This window comes from Agrobacterium sp. 10MFCol1.1, from assembly GCF_000381165.1.
GTDB classification, from domain to species: Bacteria; Pseudomonadota; Alphaproteobacteria; order Rhizobiales; family Rhizobiaceae; genus Agrobacterium; species Agrobacterium tumefaciens.
Map to the genome: position 1 here is coordinate 44,227 of NZ_KB906086.1, position 22,709 is coordinate 66,935.

Consider the following 22,709-nt stretch of genomic DNA (forward strand, 5'->3'; position numbering starts at 1 on the left):
GAGTCGATCATAGGACTCGCGTTAAGAGTGATTTTTTGATTTCAATGCCTCTGTAAACGGGGGCGGGGAATCATGACCGAAAATTCAGATCACTTGGATAAAGAAATATCGGTTTCCGTCGCTTACAGCGACAACAGCATCAAAGCCGGCGCGAAAAGCAGATTTATTGCAGCGATCGACAGACTAGGTGGAAGCGTTGTGGATTCCGCGAATGCTGCGATAGAGTCGTACGCCGAAAAGCGGCGCGCAAAAACGAGAGGGGAGGTCAGGTTGATCGAGGCCATTACCGACTACGGTGTAGCTCAGCTTGGTGCCAACCCGCAAACCGCGGAGAGAGCCTTCCAACGACATTTCCGTAAGGTTTTGTCACAGCAAGAGAACATTGACTATGTCCTCCTTGAGGCAAAAGCCGATCTCGAACTAAACCCGCCGGCGGCCGACGACCTAGACCAGACTGAGGAGCTGTCCGAAGCGTTCATGGACCGGTTTGAAGAATACTCCTCGACTGCCACAACTGATGAGTTGCGTCAGCGATGGGGGCGCGTTTTGGCGTCTGAAGTGCGAAAGCCGGGAACCTTCTCAGGAAAAGTACTACGCGTAATCGATGAGATGGACACTGCTACAGCACAAATCTTTGAAGAAGTCTGCAAATCTAGGATAGATAACTTAGTCATCCGGTGCGTCTCCGGAGCTCTGCCATTCCTCGCTGCCGCTTCCCTAACAACAGCTGGTCTAATGTTAGAACCAGGTTTGGGGCAGGGTTTAGGGTTGCAGGAAGTGGACACGCCAGATGTGGGGAAAATTTGGGGATTTGCCACAGAATGGGGCATGATCGGCCTTCCTTTAGCGGTTAGACCTAAAGTCGAATACGAGGAATCTGCTTGCCTGCGAATCGAAAGTACCAAACCAAAAATCCCAGTTTACGTGCTAACTGATGTTGGAAGGGCCATTGCCTCAATTCTTCCAGACAACCAAGCAAATGCTTTTGAACGGTACGCGAGTATTCTAGAAACCGGTGTGGTTGCCGATTGGGTACGTCGTTACAAACCTAATGGTGCGAACGGATACGCGCTTGTGTCGGAGACACGGTTGTCGCTTTAGGGGTGACATATTGAAAACAGCGAGTTAGGCGGCTTACGCCGCCTGTATCATATGCGGTTCTGCATGCCATCGGTGTTTTGCATCATCGGCTTCATCGCTTCCCAGAGTGCGATGCATTTAGTTTTTCGGACGCCAGATAGATGTCTCGCCGGCCTTCTATAGTAAGACAAGTGGAGTAAATCTGCCTTCATTTATAGGCTTGGCACGTACGCTCTGCCTTCTTCAAGATCGCCTTTTGAGTGTCAATTGGAAGCTCTTTTTGCTCCGCAGTCTGACATCCAGCCAAAGCCACTAACGCTATAAGCAATGCAGTTCGTTTCACTGTAGCCCCCATGTCATCGGTTCGTCCTGACGATGAGCGTTGTTGTCATGCGTTGCCTCGTGAACCCACCGCAAAAAAACACGAACACAATCGGGAGTCGAGTCCCCGCAAGAGGCGGAATCCACAATGACAATCACGTACCCGCTCCCAACTTCCTTCTTCGATGAGTTCCCAGGCTGGTCGACCGAGTTTGAGCCGCTTTGGCGGCAAGAATATTCACGAACGACCGGCGGCCAGACGATCGGCAAGGATTTCGGTTCTCCGCTTTGGAAGATGACGGCTCAATCAAAGTCGCTCCGACCTAACGAGGTGGATTACTGGAGAGCTAGAATAATGAGTCTAGAAGGTGTCCTAAAGACCTTTCTGGCTTTTCCGAAATCTCGCTGTTTCCCTGTTGCCTATCCGAATGGAAGCTGGCCGACGGGAGGCGCGTTCGACGGCGTTGCGCAAGTCGCTACCATCGCCTCAAACCGCAAGGCCATTTCGCTATCGGGCTTACCCGCTGGCTACAAGGTCTCAATCGGCGATTACATCCAGATTGGCGACAAAGACCTGCATATGGTGATGGAGCCTATGACGGCCAGCGCTGGCGGCGTGACAACGCAGCTTGAGGTGCGCCCGCATCTTTGGCCGGGAGTGGTGGCGCCGGTCGCTGCCACGCTCGTTAAGCCTTCCTGCATCATGACCTTGTTGCCGGGAACGGTTTCGACCACCGCCGACAAAGACACTGGACGGGCTGTAGTCAGCTTTCAGGCGATTGAAGCCCGGTAGTCATTGAATCTTCACCCCGAAATGCGCGGCGATCATCTTCGATTCACGCGTGCCCTTGGCAACTTCACGATCAAAGCATTTCGCGTAGAGATCGGAACCCTTCTTGTCGCGGCAGGCGCGCTCGGCATTCCTGTGGACCGCTTTTTTCCAATCGAACGGCTCTGACTTTACGATGGGGCCTTGTTGGCAGGCAGTCAGGCACGCGGCCAATAGCGCGACGATTAAGTACTTCATGAAATCTCCGGAGCAAAATCTCAACGCGGTTGCACGTGTGCGTAACGAGCCATGATGCCGTCATAGAATTTTTTACGGCCGCGAACTTCTCGCTCGTAACACGTAGCAAACTGCTCCTTCCCTTTCGTGGTGCGGCAGTAGCGATCGGCGCCGTCTTCAATGGCCCTCTGCGCTTTCCATTCCGTAGGCGTTTGGGTCTGGCATGCGGTGAGCGTCAAAGCCGCAATGGCTAGAAAAAAGTACTTCATGAAATCCCCCAGTGACGGCGGGATTAATGCTCAACTTTAAGTCTGTGTCTAGGCCACCTCAGGTGGCTTTTTGGTGTCAGATCCCAACGGGAAATCAATGAGAAACATCTCAGCAGAAAACCTTGCTGCGCTTGGGGCGCGGCAACTGGTAGCGCGTGACTTCCTCTGGTTTGTTGCGCGCGATCGAGCGACTGGTGCGCCCGTCACTGATGGCATGTGGTCGGACGTCGGTAACGTTACGGCTGCAATTATCCACCCGGATACAGGCTTGCCAGTCACCCGTGACTGGTACGGCTCCGGCACGCTGGTGCAGATCGATGACATTCCATTGGTAGCCAACCTCTCGGTGCAAAACGTCAACATTCGCCTGTCGCAGGTGAGCGAACACGTTCAGACGCTTGTCCGCCTTTACGACTGTAAACAGGCTCGCGTCGAGATCTACCGCGGCTTGTTCGATCCGGATAGCCGCCAGATGGTGGCGCCTGCCGAATGTCGTTTCGTCGGTTTCGTCGACACCATCACGATCACGACGCCGAGTGAAAACGAAGAGGGCAGCGTGACGATGGTGTGCGCAAGCCACACACAGGAAATGACGCGATCCAATCCGGCCACACGCAGTCACGCCACCCAGGTTCTCCGCCAAGCTGGTGACGCATTCTATCAGGATGCGGACACTTCATCTGAATGGGAATTCTTCTGGGGTTCTGAAAAGGGCAAGGTCGCGACGCAGCCAAAGCGCAAGAAATTTCTTGGGATCTTCTGATGGATGTTCGATTTGCTACTGCCGAGGACCGCGACCGCGTGGTCGCATTGTTGCGCGAAAGCCATGACGCAGCTGGTTTCACATTTCCGTTTCAGGCAGCTTACGCGGACCAGCTGTTTCAGCAGCACATGCTTTCTCCGATGGCTTGTGTGTTGGTCGCAGGCGATCGTGCGCAGGGCGTTCTGATGGCCGCTGCTTTTGAGCATCCGTTCGGTGCTGGCCGCATTGCCAAGGAAACGGTCTGGTTCGTGTCGCCAGAGGCGCGCGGCCGGGGCGCGATCAAGATGCTCGACGCTTACGAGACATGGGCGCGATCAGTCGGCTGCGTCTCTGCCGGTATGGCATCACTGGCAACCAATGACGTCTCCATCCTCTACGAGAGGCGCGGCTACAGCGCTGTCGAAACACACTTCATGAAGCCGCTCTAGCGGCTAAGCGCGCGGATAGCGCAGCGCATCCCAAGGAAAATCGATGGCTATTTTTTCTGGTATCGCGACCGCGATTTCCGGCGCGATCTCGGCTGTCTCCAGTTTTATTGGTGGCCTCGGCGTCGTTGGCTCTTTCCTGCTGAAAACGGCCGTAGGCGTTGGCATAAGCCTGCTCGCCCAGTCGCTCGCCGGCAAGCCCAAAGATCCGACATTCTCCATCAACGGCACACTGCAAGGCGGCGGCGATATCTCGCGCTCCTTTATCATCGGTCGTACTGCGACTGCTGGCTCTCTCGTGTTCGTCAATACGTGGGGGCAGGATGGAGACACACCGAACGCCTATCTGACGCAGGTTATCGCTCTATCTGACATGCCGATCCGGGGTCTTGCTGAAGTCTGGGTCAACGGCGAGCGTGTAACACTCGGTGGCCTGACTGATCGCGGATATGCCGTCAACGAGTATCCGGACAGCCTCTGGGTCAAGTTCTACGATGGCACCCAGACGACTGCCGACAGCTTCCTGTTCACGTCGGTATCGAACGGCAACAGATGGTGGAATCCTGACCGTATCGGTAGGGGTGTTGCTTACGCGATCGTGACAGCTCGCGTTTCCAAGAACATGTTCTCCGGCGTGCCGTCATTCAAGTTCGTCCTTGAAGGCATGCGCCTCTACGATATCTCGCGGGACAGCACGCAAGGCGGTGTCGGCACCCATCGTTATGCCGATCCGGCGACGTGGGGCGGCGACGGCGACTTTCTGCCGGCGGTACAGATCTACAATCTGCTGCGCGGCATCAGCTACAACGGTCAGTGGTTTTACGGCCTGCAGAACATGGCGGCGGCCCGCCTCCCTGCTTTGGCGTGGATTGCGCAGATCGAGAAGCACCGCGCAGGCACGCTGGAATCGACAGGCTGGGTCAACACCTATCGGAGCGGTGGGGAAGTTCAGGTCGAGGCTCCGCTGACGTCTGCCGTTGAGGCATTGCTCACGGCCTGCCAAGGCAAGATCTCGGAAGTTGGTGGCGTCTATTACCTGCATTCTGGCGCTCCGGATGCTCCGGTTATCGCATTCACCGACGACGATATCTTGTCGACTGAAGAGCAGGAGTTCACGCCGTTCCTTGGATTGGCGGATACCATCAACGGTGTGTCGGCAAACTATCCTTCTCCGCAAGACGGCTGGGTATCAAAGACTGCGCCGCCGCTCTATCGAACTGATCTTGAAGCGATCGACGGCAATCGCCGTCTGATGGCCGACGTTGATCTGAACTTTGTTCCGTATGCGGAGCAGGTGCAGCGGCTGATGCGGTCGGCGCTAGAAGAGGCCCGACGCTTCCGCAGGCACACGATTGTTCTGCCTCCGAAATTCTGGGCCTATGCGACACCAGGTACGGTGTTTTCATGGACGTCAGAGCGTAACGGTTATATCGCGAAGCTGATGCGCCTCGACGGCGTGGCGGATCGCGCCAATCTCGATGTCATGGTCGACATCACCGAAGTTGATCCAGCCGACTACGATTGGAGTACGGATACAGACTTCAAACCTCCGGTTGATGGACAGCTCGGGGTAATTCGCCCATCACCACAAGCGATTGTTGATTGGTTCGCTGAACCCGCCACAATCAAAGACGCAGCGGGTGACGATAGGCGACCTGCCATCCGCCTGACTTGGGACAACACCGATGGACGCCTCGATGACGTCATTGGTATTGAGTACGAGGTCCGGCTTCAAGCCACGCTTGAAAAGGTAAGCGAGGGCCGAACAGACCAACCGCAGGTCGGCTCAATGCTCATCTCGCAGGGGCTGCTGCCGAATGAGAGCTACGTCGTTCGTGGCCGCTACATTCCCGGTGGCGACAGGCCTGTGTTGTGGTCTGGATTTATCCCGGTCATTACACCGAACGTACTTCTCTCCGACAAGGATGTGTTCGTTGACGTCGATCTTTCCGGCGTTGAAGAAGCTCTAGGCTGGCTCCGCAACAGCACCAGAACCGCTCAGGACGCCATTGACGGGCTGATTGCAGCGCAGATGGAATTGGCGACGGTTGCCTACAAAGACACCCGCAATCTCGCCAGAGAGCTTTCCGTGGAGCTGGGAGCGGCGCGCGCCGAATATCGCGAGGATATCCAGCTTGCCGTTAACGAAACCATGGCCGTCGCTGGTAAGGTGGAGACGTTGACGGCGGCACTAGGCGGCAGCTCCGCGTTCGTTAATATTGCCTGGGCGGCTTTAGCCACACCGGCAGGCTACGCGGCTCGGTATGGCGTGACGGCGGCTGTCAACGACGGTCAGTATCGTTCTGCGGCGCTATTGTTGGATGTACCAGCAAACCCGCTGAGCCCGACGCGCCTGGTCGGCTTCGCTGACCAATTTGTCATAGCCAGCGGCGATATGTCGGTAATCAAGCAGCCGTTCGTAGTTCAGGGCGGTGTGCTCTACGCCAACGACATCAGGGTCAACAAGCTATCGGCATTTACCTCCGTGCTCGGGAACGTCAACATTGAGGAAGCCTACATTGGCAACCTTCAGGTTGGTACCTCTAACATCGAGCCAGGCGCAATCACGCGGGTCGACGCCAATGCGAGAACTGACACTGGTACGTTTGATGTCACCGTGAGCCACGGCCAAGGATCACCGACTGTGCGTCTCGATATCGTAAGCAAGCTGATATCTGGCGGAACGGTCAACGGGAAGTCTCAGATTGTTACCCAAAATATCACCAACGGTGGCGAAGTGAGCAACTTCTGCATCTTCAACTCGACGGATGATGCCAGCGGATTCCGCTACGTTGGCAGCGACATTGTTCTCTACACTCCCTTGCCCAATCAGTCTCAGACAACGTTTCGAGTAACCGTGTCTGGCGGACCGTTCATCGGATCGGTCGATAGAACCATTTTGATCGCATCCACCTTCAAGCGCTGAGGAAATCCCATGACTACCGGCAACACGATGCAGGTCGACGCTCTCGTCGCCTTGCATGAAGCAGAAGTGCGCGAAGGCTTTTTGAAGCAGCGCACTCTGCTGTTATCCCAGCATCTTTCGATGCAGAAACAAGAAAACGAGATCCTTCTCGACAAGATCAACGGCCTTGAAGCCGATCTGCGCCTCGCTCGCGGTGAAGGCGAGACCAACGACGGAGCATCCCAATAATGGCGAACACCACCTGGTACGGCGACGGCACGGCAACCGTCGCTGTCGGCTCCCGCACGGTGACGGGTACTGACACAGGCTGGCTGACGGAAGTCGCCGGCCTGACCCCGATCAAGGCCGGTGATAAGTACGGCATTCACGTCGGTCGCCCGATCGTAATTGAATCCATCGATAGCGATACGCAGTTGACGCTTGCCGATAATTGGCCCGGACCAGCACAAACGAATGCGCCCTATAAGATTGAACTGACATCGCCTACTATTGCGGCGGTGGAGGCTATGCGGCGGCTGCTTGCTTCGCTGTCGAACGGCAATCTGGACAGCCTGTCCGAGATCACCGTCGGCACTGATGATATCCCGATCGGTATCGGTCCCGGCGTCTTTAGCACGATCAACAAGGCCGCGCTGGTTCAAGGCGTCGAATACGACGCATTCGTACCGAACCTTGCGGGCAGGGCGGCTTATAACGGTGCTGCTGCTGGCTTCGCCGTTCTCGTTATCGATATCGGCGATGGCAGATCGGCGCTCTATTTCAAGAACTCGGTAACGTCGGGGGATTGGAGTGCGCCGTCCTATGTGACCGGTCCTGTAGGTCCAACGGGCGTGACGTGGCGTGGTAACTACAGCGCTGGAACGGCCTATGTCGTCCGTGACATCGTTCAATTCGGGGGCTCAACTTGGTACGCGAAGGTTGCCACGACTGGCAATGCGCCTCCGACGTTACCAACCACGGAAAACACACAGTGGATTCTGTTCGCTCGCTCTGGGACTGCTGGCGTAGTCGATCGTGGAACCTATAGCGGCGCGACGGCCTATGACGCGAATGACATCGTTCTCAACAACGGCTCGACATGGCTTGCGCTTCAGCCGACCACGGGCAATGCGCCTCCGACGTTGCCGACCGAAAATGATGCCTACTGGCGCTTGCTGGCTCGGAAGGGGACGGATGGATCGGGTACGGGTGATGTTGTTGGGCCTGCCGGCGGTGTTGCGATCAATGACTTGGCGGTCTTTGCTGACAATACTGGCAAGCTCCTCAAGAAGGCACCAAACAACGTCGTCGGCAATGCGCTTTTGTCACAGCTCACCGCGCCTGCAATCAAAGGACGGCTGACGGCGGGCACTGGCAATGTGGAGGATTTGACTCCGGCGCAGGCACGTCAGGTTTTGGGTGGGTGGGAATTCATCGGTTCATACAGTCTTGCAGGACTGAGTGCTTTGGATGTCACCAATCTCGGGGCGTACAGAACTCTTAGAATAAACGCTTCAGCCGTTTTTAATGCAAATACTGACATGAGTATTCGTTTTTCTGAAAATAACGGAAGTGCATTTGGCGCCGATAGTGATGAATTCAGATACACGTTTGTAGGAACCAGAGCGCCGACATCAGGCTCAACACCAGTCGGACAAACGGAAGACGGCGCTAGTTCTGGTGTCCTCTTTTTATATCATGGCGGCGATACCGGTTGGCCCGCTTTAGCGGAATGCGTCATATATGAATTCAATCAAGCGAGAAACACAGGAGTGTTTGTCAATAGTAGAATTAACACGAACACTGACAGATATGTTCGCGTGATCGGTTCAGCACACAAACGTGCAACTGCACAAAATGCTATTCGATTTTCATTAAATTCTTCAACTGTTCAATCCGGTTTGATTCACATTGAAGGAATTCGCGGATGAATATTGCGATATTCAACGCCGAAACAGGCGAAGCAACTGAACGCCCGATGACCGACGACGAGATCGCCGAAATTGGGATTCCCCCTGAACCAATTCCTCCCACCATCACCGACTATGAAAACGCCATCCAAGAACTCGTTGACAGCAGCGCTCGTGAGCGTCAGTTCCGCGATGGTGTGACGTTGGCTTCCTACACGGCGTCTACCAAACCGAAGTGGGCGGCAGAAGCCCAGGCCTTTGTCGCATGGCGCGATAACGTCTGGTTTTACGCTAACGGTGAGCTTGCGAAAGTTCAGGCAGGCCAGCGACCACAACCTACTGTCGACCAGTTCCTTGCCGAGATCTCGCCTATCGCTTGGCCATAGGGATACCCGGGCAAATTTTGAAACTGTGCAGTGCAAGACCAAGAGGCCTCGTGTCAGTACTGGAGGGCTCCAAGGAGTTCGGAGCCGAATGGAATTTTGGCCTGAATTCGAATAGGATCGTCGGTGGAGCTTTATCATTCACTTTTTGTTGGATTATCTCCAGCGGGATAGTCAACTCCCTCTGTCCGCGTTTATCTTCATTTGTGAACGTCCAATCGGCAATTGGTATTCCTTCCACAGAAACGGCAACTCTCTGGGCTGCTTGTTTGCCGAGCAGAAGAGCATCGACATCAAAACTCAAGCTGATTTCCGATTGAGGTACAAAAGGAATTACCAGTGATAAGGTGTGGCTTTCACCGAGGCCCCATACTCCCCAGTCCTCGATGTCAGCCCACCCTTCTTTGAGGTAAGTTTTCAGAATATGGGGCGGTACCCAAGACCCAACGGACAACTCATGAAGCCGTCCCATTCGCCAATTGTTGAATTGGTCGGATGATGTGCGCGCCTTCCGAACTATTGCGCTGCCACCTGCGTCCGCAATTGGCATAAGACATTCTGGCTTGTCGGAAAAGAACTCATCGGCCGCGCTCTCTGCCCCATCCCAATGGAGGCTGGAGTAATCATGGATGATTATAAATCCGCCCTCCGACATCCGCGGGTAGAAATATTCCAGCGCGCTCATCATAGGACTGTACAAGTCACAATCCAGATGAACCGCTGCAAACCTCCTGTCGTCGGGAATTTGCGCCGCCGATTCTGGGAAGTAACCCTTTACGTACACAACGTTTTCCTCACCCACAAAATTCCGGACGGTTTCAAGCGATGTGTCGGAAAATTGGTGTGGGATCGCTTCATCAATCCCCTTCAGGTCTTTGGGGTCGAAGCCCTCAAACGTGTCAAACAAGTAAGCGGTCCGATCAAGAATCCGCGCAAAGCTGGCCAGAATGTAAGCTGTATTGCCCCTATAAACCCCGAGTTCAGCCAAATCTCCTTGGATGTTCTCTTTCCTTATTTGGTCATAGATAAGGGTAAAAGTGAAGAAACGGCCCATATCTCCCTTGTTGTTATCTTCATTATGAAAGAACCCATCAGTTAGAGCGGCTAGGTTGAGGCTCTTCTCAAATTTCTCATAACGATGAACGTTGACGGAATAGCGATGCGGGATGATCGAAGAAAAGTCTGATGGCCATTTCTGCTCATCGAGCCCTTTTTTGGGGGCCATGGAAACTTTCCTGATTAGACGCGAAATAAGTTTCATCTGCGCTCCAGTTTCAGCTTTGTCAGTTGAACCGGATTCGGCTCGTCTCGTTCAAAAAACCAGAAAAACTAAAATCGGTATAACCGGCTGATGTCAACCACTGCGCGTAGATGACACAACTAACACGGTACCGATAACCCACAATCAGGCGCAGAAGCAAAAAAAAGAGGCCCGCAGCGGCTGGGGTCTGCTGCGGGCCTCTGTCAGGTCGCTGGGCGGAGCGACCACGCGCAAGGTGGCCTCGGCCGCATGAACCGCAGATGAACGACTCGCCTCTGCTCTGGGGCGAGAAGCGACCCGTAAAAATCAGGAATCCCAAATGCCAATCACTAAAATCTCCACACAGGGGAGGGCTTTCGTGCGTCTGCACGAGGGCAATCCACTTACCTGCTACCTCGACCCTGTCGGTATTCCGACGATCGGTACGGGCTTCACGATGCGCAGCGGTTCAGTTCGCCGCGAACTCGCCAAGATCGGCATCACGAAGCTTGTCCCAGGTAAGACCAAGATCACCGCATCGCAGAGCGATGTCATCCTCGACGCTGTTCTCGCTGCCGAGTACGTACCTGCCGTCGTTGCCGGTTCGCCCGAGAATCGCAAACAGCATGAGCTGGACGCTGCTGCATCCGTGACGTTCAACCTCGGCGTCGGCGCGATGAATTGGACGTGGGCTGATCTCTGGCGCAAAGGCCAGATCCAGAAGGCCGCCGCTCATCTCGCAAGCAACTACAACACTGCGAAAGGCAAGAAACTGCCTGGCCTCGTGCGCCGTCGCAAGGAAGAGGCTCTTCTATTCGAGAGAGGCATCTATACCGGGGTTGGCGTGACGAAGGAGGCCACCGCTGAGCCACCAGTCAAGCCAGATCCAGTTGTGAAGGAAGCGCAGGAGCTGCTCACGACTGCTGGCCTCAATCCAGGCGCTATCGACGGCTGGATGGGCGAGAAGACCAAGGCTGCCGTGATCGCATACCAGAAGGCTCACCCGCACCTCATCGCTGACGGCATCATCGGTCCTGCCACCATCGCACAGCTTCGTCGCGACGCAGGCGCGGCCAAGGACGTAGTTACAAAAGGCGCAAGCTCTGCGGCTGGTTCTGGATTGCTCGCCTTCACTGCAGGCCTCCCATGGGGCTGGATAGCCGCAGGTGTGCTTGTGGCGGTTGTCGGCTACGTGGCTTACCGCAACCGCGATGTGATCGCACGCCGGTGGAATAGCTGGCGCGGCAAGGAGGTGGTGGTTTGATGATCATCGCCAAGCTTAAAGGCTACCTAGCCGCAATCGGCACGGCGCTCGCGATCCTTGCGGGCGTCTTTTTGTATGGCCAGCGGGCAGGGCGCACCGCGGCGAAGGACGAGCAGGCTGCGGCGAATGCCAAGGCTATCAAGAAGGCCGGGGACGTCGAGCATGAAATCAAAAATCTTGGCGACGATGATGTTGATCGTCGTCTTACTCAGTGGATGCGCGACAAGCGGTAATTACTGCGACATCGCGCGACCGGTGCGGCCCTCCTTCGAGGATAGCCTCACGAGCGAAACGAAGCGGCAAATCCTCACCGAGAATGAGAAGCTGCAAAAGCTTTGCGGGGTGAAGCCATGACCGGCCCCGAGATCATGGCTGTCGCCGTCTTCATCATCACGGTTTTCGGCTTTCTCTTCGGCCTCTGGAAATACGTCGATGCGAAGATCAGCGCCGCCAAGATGGAGGCGTCTGGCGCCGCCTCTGCGGCTTCGGCAATGGCGTCCCTTGCGAGGGAAGAGCTCGCGGCTCACCGCCTGCATGTGGCGGAAACCTACGTCTCAAAGTCCGGCCTTCGCGAACAGACTGAGCAGATCATGGGCGCTATCGGCGCCGTGAAGGATGCCGTCGACAAGATGACCTTGCGCGTGGATCGCATCGTCGAAAATCAATCAAAGCCGCGCGCGACGCGGGCTTCCTGATTTAGCCCGCTTGCCGAGAGGTAAGCGGGTTTTTTGTTGCGATAATAAGAGGAACTCCGGCCCGACGCGTCATCTTTTGATCGAGCTCGTCGTTACATAATCCGCGTCAACAGTCTTGTTGGCGTTGTGTGAAACGGCAACAGCAGCAAAAACAACCAGGCCGCATAGTGGTATCGCAAAAAGCACGGCGGCATTGATCAGAAACCGGTAAGGCATAAAAAGACCCTCTATGGCGAAGGTTACCTCGTTCTGGTGAATAAGTCGTTTACCGCGATGAGCAAAACAAAACCCGCCGAGTGTGGCGGGCTAGTTGGGAAAAGCCGCGCGTACTGAATACATTTCGCGCTTGGTTTCAGCGTGCCATAGCAGCGTAAACGGCTGGTAAAGGGCTGGAAAAAAGAAACCCTCCGGCGTGGAAATCGCCATATGCTCGCACTCTTCGTTTGTGCGATATTCAAAGCCGATTTTCGTATTCTTTCGCTCTGAACGCGACTGATACAGCGCTAAATATCTGAATGAATGACTCGATCACGACGGTGTAAATCGCGGGGATGATGATTATAATCAGTGGGGAATTGAGAGAGCGGGACGCTATGGTGCCGCATGTGTTGCACGTCACATCTGAAAAAAATAAGAATCTAAATGACAAGAATATAAAGATCGTGGCTACAAAGGGCGTCGCGATATTACTTTTTGTAAAATTTGCCGGAACACGCTCCTTGAAGATAATAAATCTCGATGAAATGGCAACGAGCACCGCTATAGTGGCAACGAGCATGACGATATTGGCTACGACAAAGAACGACCCTTTGCCGGGTTTAACAGTCTCAAAATCTCGATATCTTTCGAGCATGAAAGAAAAGACATTAGGGACTGTAGTGGGCGGCTCAATCGTATTCAGAGCTACAACTGATATGTCCGTAAAGTAGAGAAGACATAGCGCAGGCATAAAGAATAAATTAAAGTATTTTATCAACCTGAAAACTTTTTCGTCAAAATACTTTGAGGCTCCTCTCGGTAATATTGGACTTATCCACTTTTTCACGCGCGTCATTCTTTCTATTGGGGCAGCACCTGAAATATCATGCCGTTCTAAGGTTCTCAATCATATCCCGCTGCGGATAATGCGCCCAGCAATGCCAGGTGGATTTCTCGGCCTTTGATCGAGAATACCCGAAGCCGCCCCATTTCTTGCAGCCAGGATGCTCGCAATAGTGATCCTCGTGAATGCCGTCGCTGTTTTTGGATTGGTCGCTCATATGGTGGTGGTTCCAGTGATGTCTATGGGCTCGTTAGATGGTTCAATCAACGGCCAGCGAACTTTCTTTTTCCATTTGTCCAAAGCATCCTCAGCGGAGGAACAAAAGACCCATTCGATGAATGCGTCTGAAATGTTAGGGTGGTCGTATAGGATGGCAGCGATCCCCTTACGCTGGCTGAACAAAATCTCCGTTCTTGCTCCTGTCGGTATGTCGTCATCGTCAGCGAGTAATTCTGTGGCAACGTAACCGGTGAAGGCTGTAAGGTCAGAATCACGGTCGACTTCATCGAGGATGCGCGGATCAAGGTCGTCGTGGCTGGCTTTCGTTGCGCCCACGAAGTCGCCTTCATTCGGCGGGAATTTTGCGTATACGCCATGTTTTTCAAGCAGGTATGGACGAATGCGCATGTTTGCCTCCTATCCAAATAGATCCTGTTGCGGCCTTTCTTCCTCAACTGGTAGCAGCACGAGGCCGTCGTCAGGCAATGGCCGCTGAAGTACTTTCGCTTCCTCCCATGGCGCCGTAAGCCATGTCTCAATTTCATCTTTGTTTGTCAGGATTACCGGCATGGCCTTCGGGTGGATCGGTTTAACAATGCCGTTCGGGTCGGTCGTCATGAACGCAAAAAGCTGATGATCGCCTTCGCGCGGGTTCTTCATCGATCCCCGAACACCATGCCAGTCCGTCCAAATGCCGGCGAAGAAGGCGAGGGGTGTTTCTTCGTTGATCGCAAACCAGCGCTTCGTCTTCCGGGGTTTGGTATCTTCCCATTCGCAAAAGGTCGTCCACGGAACCACGCAGCGGTTCTCTGGTCGAAGCCAGCGCCGCCAGTGAGGTGAAGTGACGTTGCGGATGTTGGTGACGCCGGTGTCAGGCTTGCCTTGTGTGACGAACTGCGGCGAGGGCATACCCCACGTTAGGCCGACCAACTCCCTGCCGGTTTCACCGTTCCGCACCACTGGTGCCGGCCGATCTGGATAGACCTCAACGTCTGGCTCCAGATTAAGCCGCTCCTGCATGGTACCCACGATGTCGCGGATAGATTCCTGATTGGTCTTCACACGGTACAGATTACACATGCTCACCTCGGCATCTTGGCTATGGTGATTTTGACGTCACCCTTGGTGTTGCACCTTTTGCACTTTAGCCGCTTGGCAATGTCGTCGACGGTAATATCGGTTTTAGCCACGCGGTTCAGTTGCCAATGCTGGATATTTGAAACGTGACCGCAGTAGTTGCACTTGGCAACGATAATCTCCCAGTTCCGGATTTCCTTGACCTTAACGGCCGTCGGCGGCGCTTGTTTCAATGTTTCGATGAGGCTGCCTGCGCGGGCGTGGTATCTAAGTCTGCATCGATCCGAAAATCCTTCGAAGGGGCGGGGGCATTTGATTATATCTTTCGCTATCTTGCTGAGCAGGGATGGCATTGAATGGTCGCCATATTCGATCATAAGCTCTCCCGAGCAGATGAATTTGAGAAGCTCGCAATCCTCGCATAAAACTCCGACAGGCTCGCCGCCATATTCGGACAGCACATAAGCTCCTTTACCTGGCATCTCGATCAGCGTCCGGCTTCCATCCTCTCGTAAATCCTGTGCCCATCGCAGCCGTCGCCAGAGCGAGTTGCATCCTCAGATGCAGAATGTCCTCCATGAGCGTCTCAATGGCGGCTCGGCTATCTCCATCGTGCCATGCAATGATGTGGTCCACCGGATCTGCTTCGGGTTCTCGTCTTTCTGGGCGCACGTTCTCATTCTCCTTCTTCAGAGCCGCAAAAACTTCCCTTGTCATGAAAAAGGCGCGCGCCCCCGCGCCGGTAAATCAGTCTGGCATCAAGTCCGAGATCTGCCCATGTGAAACCAGCAGGCGCGGGTTGCCCATCGACCCGCTTTCATCATCCACAGTGACAGCGTACGCCGCCACGCCGATGTGGCGCGATGCCATTGCGCCGGCCATTTTTTCCGCGGATGCGGCGTTAGAGGCGGGTCTCATTTCGCCAGGCACAATGCCCGCGCGGCCTTTTTTAAACTGCACTACGATGATTTTTTCTTCATCGGCCATCTCGCGTACTCCTCGTTTGTTCTACAAATGTTCTCATTTTAGAGAGGAGTCAAGCGGAGTCTTGCATCGGACTATACAGGGCGGCGTGTAGTTGGAAACGTGCGTGGCTTAGCCATGCTTGCTAAGTTTTTGCGTGATTTTTTTAAACAAATACATTCGCATTGGTGTTTCTAAATATGAATATGATAAGCCAGATAAGGCCAACGATGCGATAAAAATTGCGGCGAGCCTTATTTCTGGCTGCGAGCTGCCACCTAGCAAGTCGTATAATTCTTTTACAGGCCAGTGCAGGATGTAGAGAGAATAGGAAATTTTCCCGAGATAATGCAGTGTTTTACCTGATAGAATTCGGGATGTCAGGGAATCTCCGCTGGAAATGCCAAGAACTAAAAAGGGCGCTAAGGGTACGATGAGGGCGACATCAACCACACCAAACATCCGGCCAACTAGAATAAGCGCAGCGACAAGCACTACAATGTCAACCATCTCGATTGCGCCATTCAAAATTGCGGGTGCATTGGTATAGAGGGTATAAACCAGCCATCCACAGGTGAACATGCAGATTCCCCGCACTATCGCGACCCAATGTATCCAGGGCCCTGTTGCCGGCGGAACAAGATGTGAATAAACCCCCGGATTCATGAAAAGTACATAGAATGCGTAGGTGAAACCGCTGAGCACAAGAATAATTGCCAAACGCCATTTTGGGCTTAAAGATCCAGCTGGCATTGTTATGGCGAACAAGATGGGGAAAATTGCAACATAGCAAAATGCCTCAATTGAGAGCGACCACATCGGCGCTATCCAGTGAACGCTGGAACCGATTACAGGAAGGGCATTTATCATGAGCAGTTGGCGCACGAAGTCACCAATGAATTCTATTGGCCCATAGGCCGAAAAATTGTTTAAGTTCCAAAAAGCGCTATAAATTGTACATAAAATCAGCGCTATTGCACAAAGCGGATAGACCCTCGCAAACCTAGCAGCCAAAAAAGCTTTCCAATTCAATTGCCGAGCCGATTCTATACGATAGGCGAGAGATAGCGTGAAACCGCTTAAACAAAAGAAGATATCAACGGCCTGATTGTGGAATGCAAATAAACTTAACGGTGCAACGCCTCCGATATGGAGCAGCGCAACATCTGTAGCCGCAACGCCTCGCAGGCCAGTCAGCGCACGAATCTCTCCAACTTTTGGCTTTGGTGCTGAATCGCTTGACTGCGTCCGAGTACAGTATTCCGTCTTCACCGAGCTTCCTTTCGCTAGTGGGAATTGCGTGTTAGCACATGAAACACTCGGCTGGAATTTTTCGTGCGGTATCTTTGTACATAAACAGCAAGTCGCATACCCATACATTACTCGTTGATTCTTGACAAATTTGTAAAAAGAGTATAGCGTGAATATCGGCCTAACCAGCCGCTCGGCAACCAACCGGGACCACCACATTGGCGCAAGACGCCAGAAAGAGGGGATATCATGCTCAGACGATTCCTGCGTGCATTATTGCGGCGTTCGCCGACAGCATTCCTCGTTGCTTTATTCCTCGTCGTCGCCGCTACCTCTGCGGCCGCGTACGCGCTCCTTCCTCCGCCCAATTTGCCGGCGACCGAGAGCGCCACCGTCAAAATCCAAGTCAACGACGCCCACGGCTCCGGCGTCCACATAGGCGACGGCTTTATCGTCACTGCTGCACACGTCGTCGGCGACGCTAAAGAGGTCCAGATGAAGGCGAAGGACGCCGAGTTCCGCAAGGCGGACGTCCTTTGGGTCAATAAGGCCAACGACATCGCACTGCTGCGCACGTCGTCGGACGGCTTAGGGATTGCTCACCTTTCCTGCCGCTCGGTGAATGCTGGCGATCCTATCGTTGCCTACGGCAATCCCCTGCAAATCGAATTCGTTGCCGCGTACGGCAAGATTGCCGGCGAGCCTCGCAAAACAGGTCCGTGGAACGCTGTCTATGTGACCGACATCACGACCGTGATGGGGCAATCAGGCGGGCCTGTCTTTACGGACAAGGGCGACCTGATCGGCATCACCGTCGGCGTCATGGCGGCGCCTATTGGCTTCTCAGGCTCGCTGGTTGGATATGGGTATGTCGTGCCTTCGACTGCTGTTTGTGAGTTGTTGGCGCGGAAGTAAAATCATCAGGCCGCCCACCAAGCGGCCTCAACCACCACCTCGAGGAGAGCGCATGCTACCTACCGAAGAACTCCGCCGAAGAGTCGACGCTTACCGTGAACACGGCACGCTTATCAAAGCAGCTGCTGCCCTTGGCATCGGCAAGTCTGCGCTTGCTGAGAGCGTGAAGCGCGCTGCTGAGGCTGGCATGCTTGGCACTGAGCCTGTCTTGCCAGGATTCCGCATCAGCCGCATCAGCAACACGCCGAGCGGCACGTTCATCCAGCAAGCGCCCGAGCGTGGTGAGCGTTTCGAAGTGCCAGCTGGCCATGTTGTCAAAGGCGTGTCTGCCCTCGTCGATGCTAACGGGCGAGTTATCCAACAATGGCAGAAGACGGCGGTGGAGGCAGAAGGCCAGCTTGCCGCCTTTCAAGCAATGGTCGACGGCCTCAAGGAAGATCTTCCCCGTATCACGATCATGCCCGCGCCGCAGCACGTCGAAGAAGATTTGCTCAACCAGTTCGTTGTGACAGACAGCCATTTCGGAATGCTCGCTCACCGCGAGGAGACAGGCGCTGACTACGATCTTCGTCTGGCCGAGCAGTTGCTGCTAGATTGGTTTGCCGCCGCCGTGGCAGGTGCTCCGCAGGCGCACACAGCCGTTCTTGCACAGCTCGGAGACCTTTTACACCACGACGCCCTCGAGAGCGTCACGCCTGCACATAAGCACGTCCTCGATGCCGATTCCCGCCTTCATAAGGTGGTCCGCGTCGTCATCAGAACACTACGGCGCGTCGTCGACATGCTGCTACAGAAGCACAAGCACGTTCACGTCGTGATGGCGTCTGGCAATCACGATCCTGCCTCATCTGTTTGGGTTCGAGAGCTTCTTGCGACGATTTATGAGAACGAGCCGCGCGTGACGGTCGATACCAGCCCGATGCTGTATTATGCCTACAAGTGGGGAGACACAGCGCTGTTCTATCACCACGGCCATAAGCGCGGCGTGGCCCAGGTCGACGCTACGCTCGCAGGCACGTTCCGCGAGATGTTCGGCGCCTCGAAATACGCCTTCGCTCATGTGGGCCACCTGCACAGCGATGAAGGCCGCAAGTCGGCGCTGATGTATGTCGAGCGCCATGAGACGCTTGCCGCTCCTGATGCTTACGCTGCTGGCGGTGGATGGCTGTCCGGTCGATCTGCCAAGGTCATCACGTATTCGCGCCGATATGGCGAAGTGGCTCGGGCGACGTTGCGGCCGGAGATGGTTGCTGGTCGGTATTCGGCTGCGAATGACAATGAGCCGGTGAAGGCGGCGGCGTGACGCCCTAGCGAACATACCAGTATCCGCCAGCGCCCAGCGCGATGAACGGTGCAAGCCTGTAGGTCACGGCGATGATCGTAAGCAGCAACATTCCAAGAGTGTTGTTTGCTTCACCCTCGGTTTTACCGTGCCTGAACTTAAGGAAGGTATTCATTTGGTGCTCCAGGATTAGAATCGCTGGCACCACAATGGCAATAAGGACTCCCTACGGGCCGAAGGTCAATTGCCAATGGGGGATAACCACCGAAACAACCGGAAAATTGGGATTTCTTGAGCATTTATACAGTGCCTTCCCCAGCAATCCCCAACCGACGCCAATCACCAATTGGCATCGAATCACCGCACCACTGAGGAGACAGAAATGGAAATTGTAGGAACACTTCGAAATGCGCAGAGATTGTCGAAGAGCCAAGATCATCGCGCACCTTGTCTGTATGGGCAAGTTTACGGCGATACCAAAGGTCGGTTCCTTGATGGCGAATGGATCACCACCCGCACAATTATGAGCGAGGAAGGCGATGAGTTCCGGACGCGCTTTAGCGCTTACAAGGTGGAAACGTGGGCGGAAGGTCACGCATCTGTCGCAGCCAACGACAACAAACCTCACAACCACGCCGCAGCCATCAACCTATTTGCAGCCGACTGCCACGCAGCGAGCCGCAGAGCAGGCTGGTACACAGACCTCGCCACAGGCAAGGCGCTGGACCGCAACGTGCCTGAGATGCTTTGCCTGATCCACAGCGAGATCAGCGAAGCGATGGAAGGCTATCGCAAGTCGAAGCCTGGCAAGGTTATGATGGACGACAAGCTGCCGCACCGGCCGATGGCTGAGGTCGAGCTTGCCGACGCGATGATCCGGATCGGCGATCTGGCATCGTTCCTTGGGTACGACCTTGGTGGCGCCATCGTCGAGAAGATGGCATTCAATGCCAACCGACCTGACCATAAGATTGAGAACCGGCTTATGGCTGGTGGGAAGGCGTTTTGACCATGGATAAAAGCGCCCTACCGACATGGCATCACCGTTACGAGCCAGCCGACAAGTACGTTGCGGCTAATGACAACGAGCGCGGCCAGTACATAGGCCTGACACGCAACCAGCCTGCCGAACCGCCCCGCACAGGTTCGTTCATGCAGACATACACCGGCCGTCAGTATTGGCCGATGGACCCGCACCCGCGCGAAATCTACATTGAGGACATCGCGCACTCGCTGAGCCTGCAATGCCGCTACGCAGGTCACTGCATCAAATTCTACAGCGTCGCCGAGCACTCTGTCCTCATCGCACGTCACCTCGCGGCGATACGCGCGCCTGAGGTCGCTTTGGCTGGCCTTCTGCATGATGCGCCTGAGGCTTACTGCGTGGACATTCCGCGCCCGCTCAAGCCGTACCTGACGAACTACCGTGCGATCGAGCAAGACAACTGGCTGGCTATCGCGGCGCGGTTTGGTTTGCCGAAGGAGTTGCCGCGCGAGGTTCATGACGCGGACAACCGCATCATCGCCGACGAGCTAGTCAACCTGCGCGAGATGCCGTGGCACGCCAAGCATGACAAGCCGCTGGGCGTGAAGCTGCGATACTGGTCGCCGGAGGAGGCTGAAACGGAGTTCCTGGCAACGTTTGAAGCGCTGATGGCGGGGAGGGCGGCATGACCATCAAACCCGGCGACGAAGTCGTCTGCATCGACGACACCACCCTTCCAGAGCAATACCTCGGCATCCGTGCCGGGGAGGTTTACCGCGCAACGTGGGTAGGCATGTGCCGCACATACCTCGGTGGCGACTATGCGGGCATCAGGCTGGCAGCAGTGAACCGCGGCATCTGCCCGCAATTCGGCGAAGAGGATCCACCCTTTGCGGCGCGGCGGTTCAGGCCGGTTGTGAACCGTTCGGTGGAGAACAAGAAAAATATTGAGGAGACGGTATGAGCGACCTGATCAACCGAATGAACGCGGTAATCGCGAAATCGTCAATTGTTTACGAGGCTGCCATGGAAGACTTTCGTAGAAACTTCACGCTCGGCGAAACCATCACATCCAAAGACACCGGCTGCCTTACGGCTGTACCGGCGAATGATAACGCTGTGGTTCCGGTAGAGCTCGAACCTCTGGCCGAAGCGATCGGTAAACTTCCATCGTCAAATCCGAAGCGCGCATTCGGAGTGAAGAAGCCGTCGGCGCAATTCGTGCCACCGGTGGCAATCATCGAGGAAAGCGTCGTGATGGCTCTCGGCGCTGCGAAATACGGTGCATTCAATTGGCAGGATGATCCGGTCGACGCCACCACGTATTACAGCGCGGCGATCCGCCATTTGCTGCAATGGTTCTCGGGGCAGGACATCGATTCGGAGAGTGGCGCGTCTCACTTGGCGCATGTTCGGGCCTGCATGGGGATTCTTCTGGATGCAAAGGCGGCAGGCACCTTGATTGACGACCGGCCAAAGTGTGCGTCGGCAAGTGAAGCTATTGAGCGGTTGAAGGTGGCGGCTTGACGATGCTGTTTTTGGACGCGAGACCAAGGGTTATGAAGCACATTAATCTTGACGCCTCCAGAGAGCTGTGAGAATTTCAACTTGGGCGATGGTGTAATGGAAACACAACGTTAGGAGTCTAGCCGGGTTCGATTCCTGGCCGCCAAAGTGCATGTGGCAGATGCGCTTTGGCGGTTTGGTATTATACATGTGTTAGGTGGAAATGGCTGCCAGCGATTCCGAGCTATACAAAGCTCATGTGCAAAATCTGCGAGCAGTCGATACGGCCATCAGTCAGATTGATCGCGACCTTAATCGCGCGATAGCCGAAGAAAACGCCGCTCTCGCCGAGACTCATAAGCGAATCTATCTATTCCTTGCTGGAGCTTGGGCAGAATGCCGTCTCAAAAAACTGATTTATGAGGACGGTGGATTTTCATCGACTGACCGCGCGATCATTGGAGGAGAACGCACTCAATTTGAGCGATGGAAAAAGGCGTTGGAGATCGGCTACCGAAAAAGGTACAACGTCAGACGGGCCGTGTTGTCGGGTTCCACTTTGCCAGGGACCCCCTGGTTTAGGTATGAAGCCATTCAAAAGCTCATCCTTGATGATTTGGCACCGCTAATCGGACTACGAAATACGCTTGCGCACGGGCAGTGGGAAAGACCGCTGAATAGCGATGAGACTGACATATCTGGCACATTGATAGCGCAGATGAGGCAGGAAAACGCTCTCTCGATCAAATTCAAGCTCCAACTCATTGAAAGCATGTCCGATCTGATACACGATCTCGTTGCCGCGACATCTTTCGAGCGAGATTTTGATTACAATTACCGCCTTATAACTACTGCACGAACAAACCTGCTCCGTCGGGACTACTCAAAGTGGGAAGCTGCCATGATTGAGAAGAAGCGAAGAGGCCGGCAGAAAAGGAATGAAGCCATCTCAGGATCATCGTGATCAAGACATATAGAAAACTCCGCCACTAACCACGGCGGGGTTTTTCTTTGCCTCGCATAAGTTGCACCACCGGAACGTCCGCAGAACGACTTTTGCAAACTGGCAGCAAACTACGCAAACCGCGACGTACGCAAGCGATCACTAATGTGCCGGTTTTATCAATGATTTTAGGTGGTTAGGTGGTGAGAGCGCAGGGATTCGAACCCTGGACCTACTGATTAAAAGTCAGGCTTTTATGTAATGT

28 protein-coding genes are annotated in these 22,709 nt (G+C 54.6%); 18 read left to right on the top strand and 10 right to left on the bottom strand.

The genetic code is table 11. The features are described from left to right. Positions 1–72: 72 nt before the first annotated feature. The gene (locus F617_RS0125755) at positions 73–1,101 is read left to right on the top strand and encodes a DUF2806 domain-containing protein (protein ID WP_019567277.1); all 1,029 of its coding nucleotides are present in this window, start codon (positions 73–75) and stop codon (positions 1,099–1,101) included. A gap of 448 nt (positions 1,102–1,549) precedes the next feature. Further along, positions 1,550–2,194, top strand: a complete 645-nt coding sequence (locus F617_RS0125765) for a hypothetical protein (protein WP_026331076.1) — start codon at positions 1,550–1,552, stop codon at positions 2,192–2,194. Here the strand turns inward: F617_RS0125765 and F617_RS0125770 are convergent, their stop codons facing one another. Together F617_RS0125770 and F617_RS0125775 are read right to left on the bottom strand one after the other, a co-directional pair. After that, positions 2,195–2,428: a hypothetical protein gene (locus F617_RS0125770; protein WP_019567279.1), complete on the bottom strand. Its 234-nt coding sequence runs from the start codon at positions 2,426–2,428 to the stop codon at positions 2,195–2,197. It abuts the gene before it with no gap. Between the two features lie 20 nt (positions 2,429–2,448). Further along, entirely contained in the window at positions 2,449–2,676 is a 228-nt protein-coding gene (locus tag F617_RS0125775) for a hypothetical protein (protein ID WP_019567280.1), read from the bottom strand. A gap of 97 nt (positions 2,677–2,773) precedes the next feature. Here F617_RS0125775 and F617_RS0125780 point away from each other — a divergent pair, with 97 nt between their 5' ends. The 6 genes from F617_RS0125780 to F617_RS0125805 are packed head-to-tail and all read left to right on the top strand — an operon-like array spanning position 2,774 to position 9,065. Beyond that, a complete protein-coding gene (locus tag F617_RS0125780) occupies positions 2,774–3,439 on the top strand; it encodes a hypothetical protein (protein WP_019567281.1) in 666 nt (221 codons plus the stop codon). Beyond that, a complete protein-coding gene (locus F617_RS0125785; RefSeq protein WP_019567282.1) occupies positions 3,439–3,867 on the top strand; it encodes a GNAT family N-acetyltransferase in 429 nt (142 codons plus the stop codon). The genes F617_RS0125780 and F617_RS0125785 overlap by 1 nt, the downstream gene beginning before the upstream one ends. Positions 3,868–3,910: 43 nt before the next feature. Then, complete coding sequence (locus F617_RS0125790; RefSeq protein WP_019567283.1) at positions 3,911–6,790, top strand: phage tail protein; 2,880 nt, start codon at positions 3,911–3,913, stop codon at positions 6,788–6,790. Between the two features lie 9 nt (positions 6,791–6,799). Beyond that, positions 6,800–7,018, top strand: a complete 219-nt coding sequence (locus tag F617_RS0125795; RefSeq protein WP_019567284.1) for a hypothetical protein — start codon at positions 6,800–6,802, stop codon at positions 7,016–7,018. After that, entirely contained in the window at positions 7,018–8,700 is a 1,683-nt protein-coding gene (locus F617_RS28985) for a hypothetical protein (protein ID WP_019567285.1), read from the top strand. The genes F617_RS0125795 and F617_RS28985 overlap by 1 nt, the downstream gene beginning before the upstream one ends. Then, entirely contained in the window at positions 8,697–9,065 is a 369-nt protein-coding gene (locus F617_RS0125805) for a hypothetical protein (protein ID WP_019567286.1), read from the top strand. The genes F617_RS28985 and F617_RS0125805 overlap by 4 nt, the downstream gene beginning before the upstream one ends. Here the strand turns inward: F617_RS0125805 and F617_RS0125810 are convergent. Beyond that, positions 9,049–10,287 (bottom strand): TylF/MycF/NovP-related O-methyltransferase, encoded by a 1,239-nt coding sequence (locus F617_RS0125810; RefSeq protein WP_019567287.1) that lies wholly within the window; start codon positions 10,285–10,287, stop codon positions 9,049–9,051. The genes F617_RS0125805 and F617_RS0125810 overlap by 17 nt on opposite strands. A gap of 355 nt (positions 10,288–10,642) precedes the next feature. Here F617_RS0125810 and F617_RS0125815 point away from each other — a divergent pair, with 355 nt between their 5' ends. The 3 genes from F617_RS0125815 (at position 10,643) to F617_RS0125830 (ending at position 12,261) form a co-directional block, all read left to right on the top strand. After that, positions 10,643–11,566: a glycoside hydrolase family protein gene (locus F617_RS0125815; protein ID WP_026331078.1), complete on the top strand. Its 924-nt coding sequence runs from the start codon at positions 10,643–10,645 to the stop codon at positions 11,564–11,566. Next, entirely contained in the window at positions 11,566–11,799 is a 234-nt protein-coding gene (locus F617_RS0125820) for a hypothetical protein (protein ID WP_019567289.1), read from the top strand. Before F617_RS0125815 ends, F617_RS0125820 begins: the two co-directional genes overlap by 1 nt. Before the next feature lie 117 nt (positions 11,800–11,916). Then, a complete protein-coding gene (locus F617_RS0125830) occupies positions 11,917–12,261 on the top strand; it encodes a hypothetical protein (protein ID WP_019567290.1) in 345 nt (114 codons plus the stop codon). Positions 12,262–13,516: 1,255 nt separating this feature from the next. Here the strand turns inward: F617_RS0125830 and F617_RS0125850 are convergent. The 6 genes from F617_RS0125850 to F617_RS27375 all read right to left on the bottom strand — a co-directional run bounded on the left by F617_RS0125850 (position 13,517) and on the right by F617_RS27375 (position 16,834). Then, positions 13,517–13,930: a hypothetical protein gene (locus tag F617_RS0125850; RefSeq protein ID WP_019567294.1), complete on the bottom strand. Its 414-nt coding sequence runs from the start codon at positions 13,928–13,930 to the stop codon at positions 13,517–13,519. Positions 13,931–13,939: 9 nt separating this feature from the next. Beyond that, positions 13,940–14,602 carry an SOS response-associated peptidase gene (locus F617_RS0125855; protein WP_019567295.1) on the bottom strand — a complete coding sequence of 221 codons (663 nt, stop codon included), beginning with the start codon at positions 14,600–14,602 and terminating at the stop codon, positions 13,940–13,942. A gap of 2 nt (positions 14,603–14,604) precedes the next feature. Beyond that, positions 14,605–15,060 carry a hypothetical protein gene (locus F617_RS0125860; protein ID WP_245260865.1) on the bottom strand — a complete coding sequence of 152 codons (456 nt, stop codon included), beginning with the start codon at positions 15,058–15,060 and terminating at the stop codon, positions 14,605–14,607. Positions 15,061–15,070: 10 nt separating this feature from the next. Further along, on the bottom strand, positions 15,071–15,271 hold the full coding sequence (locus F617_RS28990; RefSeq protein WP_026331080.1) for a hypothetical protein: 201 nt from the start codon (positions 15,269–15,271) through the stop codon (positions 15,071–15,073). Positions 15,272–15,346: 75 nt separating this feature from the next. Next, complete coding sequence (locus F617_RS0125870; protein WP_019567298.1) at positions 15,347–15,586, bottom strand: hypothetical protein; 240 nt, start codon at positions 15,584–15,586, stop codon at positions 15,347–15,349. 108 nt (positions 15,587–15,694) lie between these two features. Then, complete coding sequence (locus F617_RS27375; RefSeq protein ID WP_196811696.1) at positions 15,695–16,834, bottom strand: acyltransferase; 1,140 nt, start codon at positions 16,832–16,834, stop codon at positions 15,695–15,697. Between the two features lie 228 nt (positions 16,835–17,062). On the opposite strand from F617_RS27375, the gene F617_RS0125880 reads away from it, so the two are divergent. Both F617_RS0125880 and F617_RS0125885 read left to right on the top strand, forming a co-directional pair. Next, a complete protein-coding gene (locus F617_RS0125880; RefSeq protein ID WP_019567300.1) occupies positions 17,063–17,728 on the top strand; it encodes a S1C family serine protease in 666 nt (221 codons plus the stop codon). Between the two features lie 52 nt (positions 17,729–17,780). Then, on the top strand, positions 17,781–19,031 hold the full coding sequence (locus tag F617_RS0125885; RefSeq protein ID WP_019567301.1) for a hypothetical protein: 1,251 nt from the start codon (positions 17,781–17,783) through the stop codon (positions 19,029–19,031). A 4-nt stretch (positions 19,032–19,035) separates the two neighbouring features. Here F617_RS0125885 and F617_RS28505 read toward each other — a convergent pair whose 3' ends face one another. Continuing rightward, complete coding sequence (locus tag F617_RS28505; RefSeq protein WP_019567302.1) at positions 19,036–19,185, bottom strand: hypothetical protein; 150 nt, start codon at positions 19,183–19,185, stop codon at positions 19,036–19,038. Between the two features lie 207 nt (positions 19,186–19,392). Between F617_RS28505 and F617_RS28995 the strand changes: the two genes are divergently transcribed. The 5 genes from F617_RS28995 (at position 19,393) to F617_RS0125915 (ending at position 22,465) form a co-directional block, all read left to right on the top strand. After that, a complete protein-coding gene (locus F617_RS28995; RefSeq protein WP_019567303.1) occupies positions 19,393–20,019 on the top strand; it encodes a hypothetical protein in 627 nt (208 codons plus the stop codon). Positions 20,020–20,021: 2 nt separating this feature from the next. Then, positions 20,022–20,684, top strand: a complete 663-nt coding sequence (locus F617_RS27380; protein WP_019567304.1) for a hypothetical protein — start codon at positions 20,022–20,024, stop codon at positions 20,682–20,684. Further along, positions 20,681–20,959, top strand: a complete 279-nt coding sequence (locus F617_RS27385; RefSeq protein WP_019567305.1) for a hypothetical protein — start codon at positions 20,681–20,683, stop codon at positions 20,957–20,959. Before F617_RS27380 ends, F617_RS27385 begins: the two co-directional genes overlap by 4 nt. Further along, positions 20,956–21,522 (top strand): dATP/dGTP diphosphohydrolase domain-containing protein, encoded by a 567-nt coding sequence (locus F617_RS27580; protein WP_019567306.1) that lies wholly within the window; start codon positions 20,956–20,958, stop codon positions 21,520–21,522. The genes F617_RS27385 and F617_RS27580 overlap by 4 nt, the downstream gene beginning before the upstream one ends. Positions 21,523–21,724: 202 nt before the next feature. Continuing rightward, positions 21,725–22,465, top strand: coding sequence for a hypothetical protein (locus F617_RS0125915; protein WP_019567307.1), 741 nt, complete (start codon positions 21,725–21,727; stop codon positions 22,463–22,465). The last annotated feature ends 244 nt before the right edge of the window (positions 22,466–22,709 follow it).

Bases quoted from the DNA above. Each gene is read 5' to 3' on its own strand.
- F617_RS0125755 (WP_019567277.1), top strand. From the start codon at position 73: ATGACCGAAAATTCAGATCACTTGGATAAAGAAATATCGGTTTCCGTC.
- F617_RS0125765 (WP_026331076.1), top strand. From the start codon at position 1,550: ATGACAATCACGTACCCGCTCCCAACTTCCTTCTTCGATGAGTTCCCA.
- F617_RS0125770 (WP_019567279.1), bottom strand. From the start codon at position 2,428: ATGAAGTACTTAATCGTCGCGCTATTGGCCGCGTGCCTGACTGCCTGC.
- F617_RS0125775 (WP_019567280.1), bottom strand. From the start codon at position 2,676: ATGAAGTACTTTTTTCTAGCCATTGCGGCTTTGACGCTCACCGCATGC.
- F617_RS0125780 (WP_019567281.1), top strand. From the start codon at position 2,774: ATGAGAAACATCTCAGCAGAAAACCTTGCTGCGCTTGGGGCGCGGCAA.
- F617_RS0125785 (WP_019567282.1), top strand. From the start codon at position 3,439: ATGGATGTTCGATTTGCTACTGCCGAGGACCGCGACCGCGTGGTCGCA.
- F617_RS0125790 (WP_019567283.1), top strand. From the start codon at position 3,911: ATGGCTATTTTTTCTGGTATCGCGACCGCGATTTCCGGCGCGATCTCG.
- F617_RS0125795 (WP_019567284.1), top strand. From the start codon at position 6,800: ATGACTACCGGCAACACGATGCAGGTCGACGCTCTCGTCGCCTTGCAT.
- F617_RS28985 (WP_019567285.1), top strand. From the start codon at position 7,018: ATGGCGAACACCACCTGGTACGGCGACGGCACGGCAACCGTCGCTGTC.
- F617_RS0125805 (WP_019567286.1), top strand. From the start codon at position 8,697: ATGAATATTGCGATATTCAACGCCGAAACAGGCGAAGCAACTGAACGC.
- F617_RS0125810 (WP_019567287.1), bottom strand. From the start codon at position 10,287: ATGGCCCCCAAAAAAGGGCTCGATGAGCAGAAATGGCCATCAGACTTT.
- F617_RS0125815 (WP_026331078.1), top strand. From the start codon at position 10,643: ATGCCAATCACTAAAATCTCCACACAGGGGAGGGCTTTCGTGCGTCTG.
- F617_RS0125820 (WP_019567289.1), top strand. From the start codon at position 11,566: ATGATCATCGCCAAGCTTAAAGGCTACCTAGCCGCAATCGGCACGGCG.
- F617_RS0125830 (WP_019567290.1), top strand. From the start codon at position 11,917: ATGACCGGCCCCGAGATCATGGCTGTCGCCGTCTTCATCATCACGGTT.
- F617_RS0125850 (WP_019567294.1), bottom strand. From the start codon at position 13,930: ATGCGCATTCGTCCATACCTGCTTGAAAAACATGGCGTATACGCAAAA.
- F617_RS0125855 (WP_019567295.1), bottom strand. From the start codon at position 14,602: ATGTGTAATCTGTACCGTGTGAAGACCAATCAGGAATCTATCCGCGAC.
- F617_RS0125870 (WP_019567298.1), bottom strand. From the start codon at position 15,586: ATGGCCGATGAAGAAAAAATCATCGTAGTGCAGTTTAAAAAAGGCCGC.
- F617_RS0125880 (WP_019567300.1), top strand. From the start codon at position 17,063: ATGCTCAGACGATTCCTGCGTGCATTATTGCGGCGTTCGCCGACAGCA.
- F617_RS0125885 (WP_019567301.1), top strand. From the start codon at position 17,781: ATGCTACCTACCGAAGAACTCCGCCGAAGAGTCGACGCTTACCGTGAA.
- F617_RS28505 (WP_019567302.1), bottom strand. From the start codon at position 19,185: ATGAATACCTTCCTTAAGTTCAGGCACGGTAAAACCGAGGGTGAAGCA.
- F617_RS28995 (WP_019567303.1), top strand. From the start codon at position 19,393: ATGGAAATTGTAGGAACACTTCGAAATGCGCAGAGATTGTCGAAGAGC.
- F617_RS27380 (WP_019567304.1), top strand. From the start codon at position 20,022: ATGGATAAAAGCGCCCTACCGACATGGCATCACCGTTACGAGCCAGCC.
- F617_RS27385 (WP_019567305.1), top strand. From the start codon at position 20,681: ATGACCATCAAACCCGGCGACGAAGTCGTCTGCATCGACGACACCACC.
- F617_RS27580 (WP_019567306.1), top strand. From the start codon at position 20,956: ATGAGCGACCTGATCAACCGAATGAACGCGGTAATCGCGAAATCGTCA.
- F617_RS0125915 (WP_019567307.1), top strand. From the start codon at position 21,725: ATGGCTGCCAGCGATTCCGAGCTATACAAAGCTCATGTGCAAAATCTG.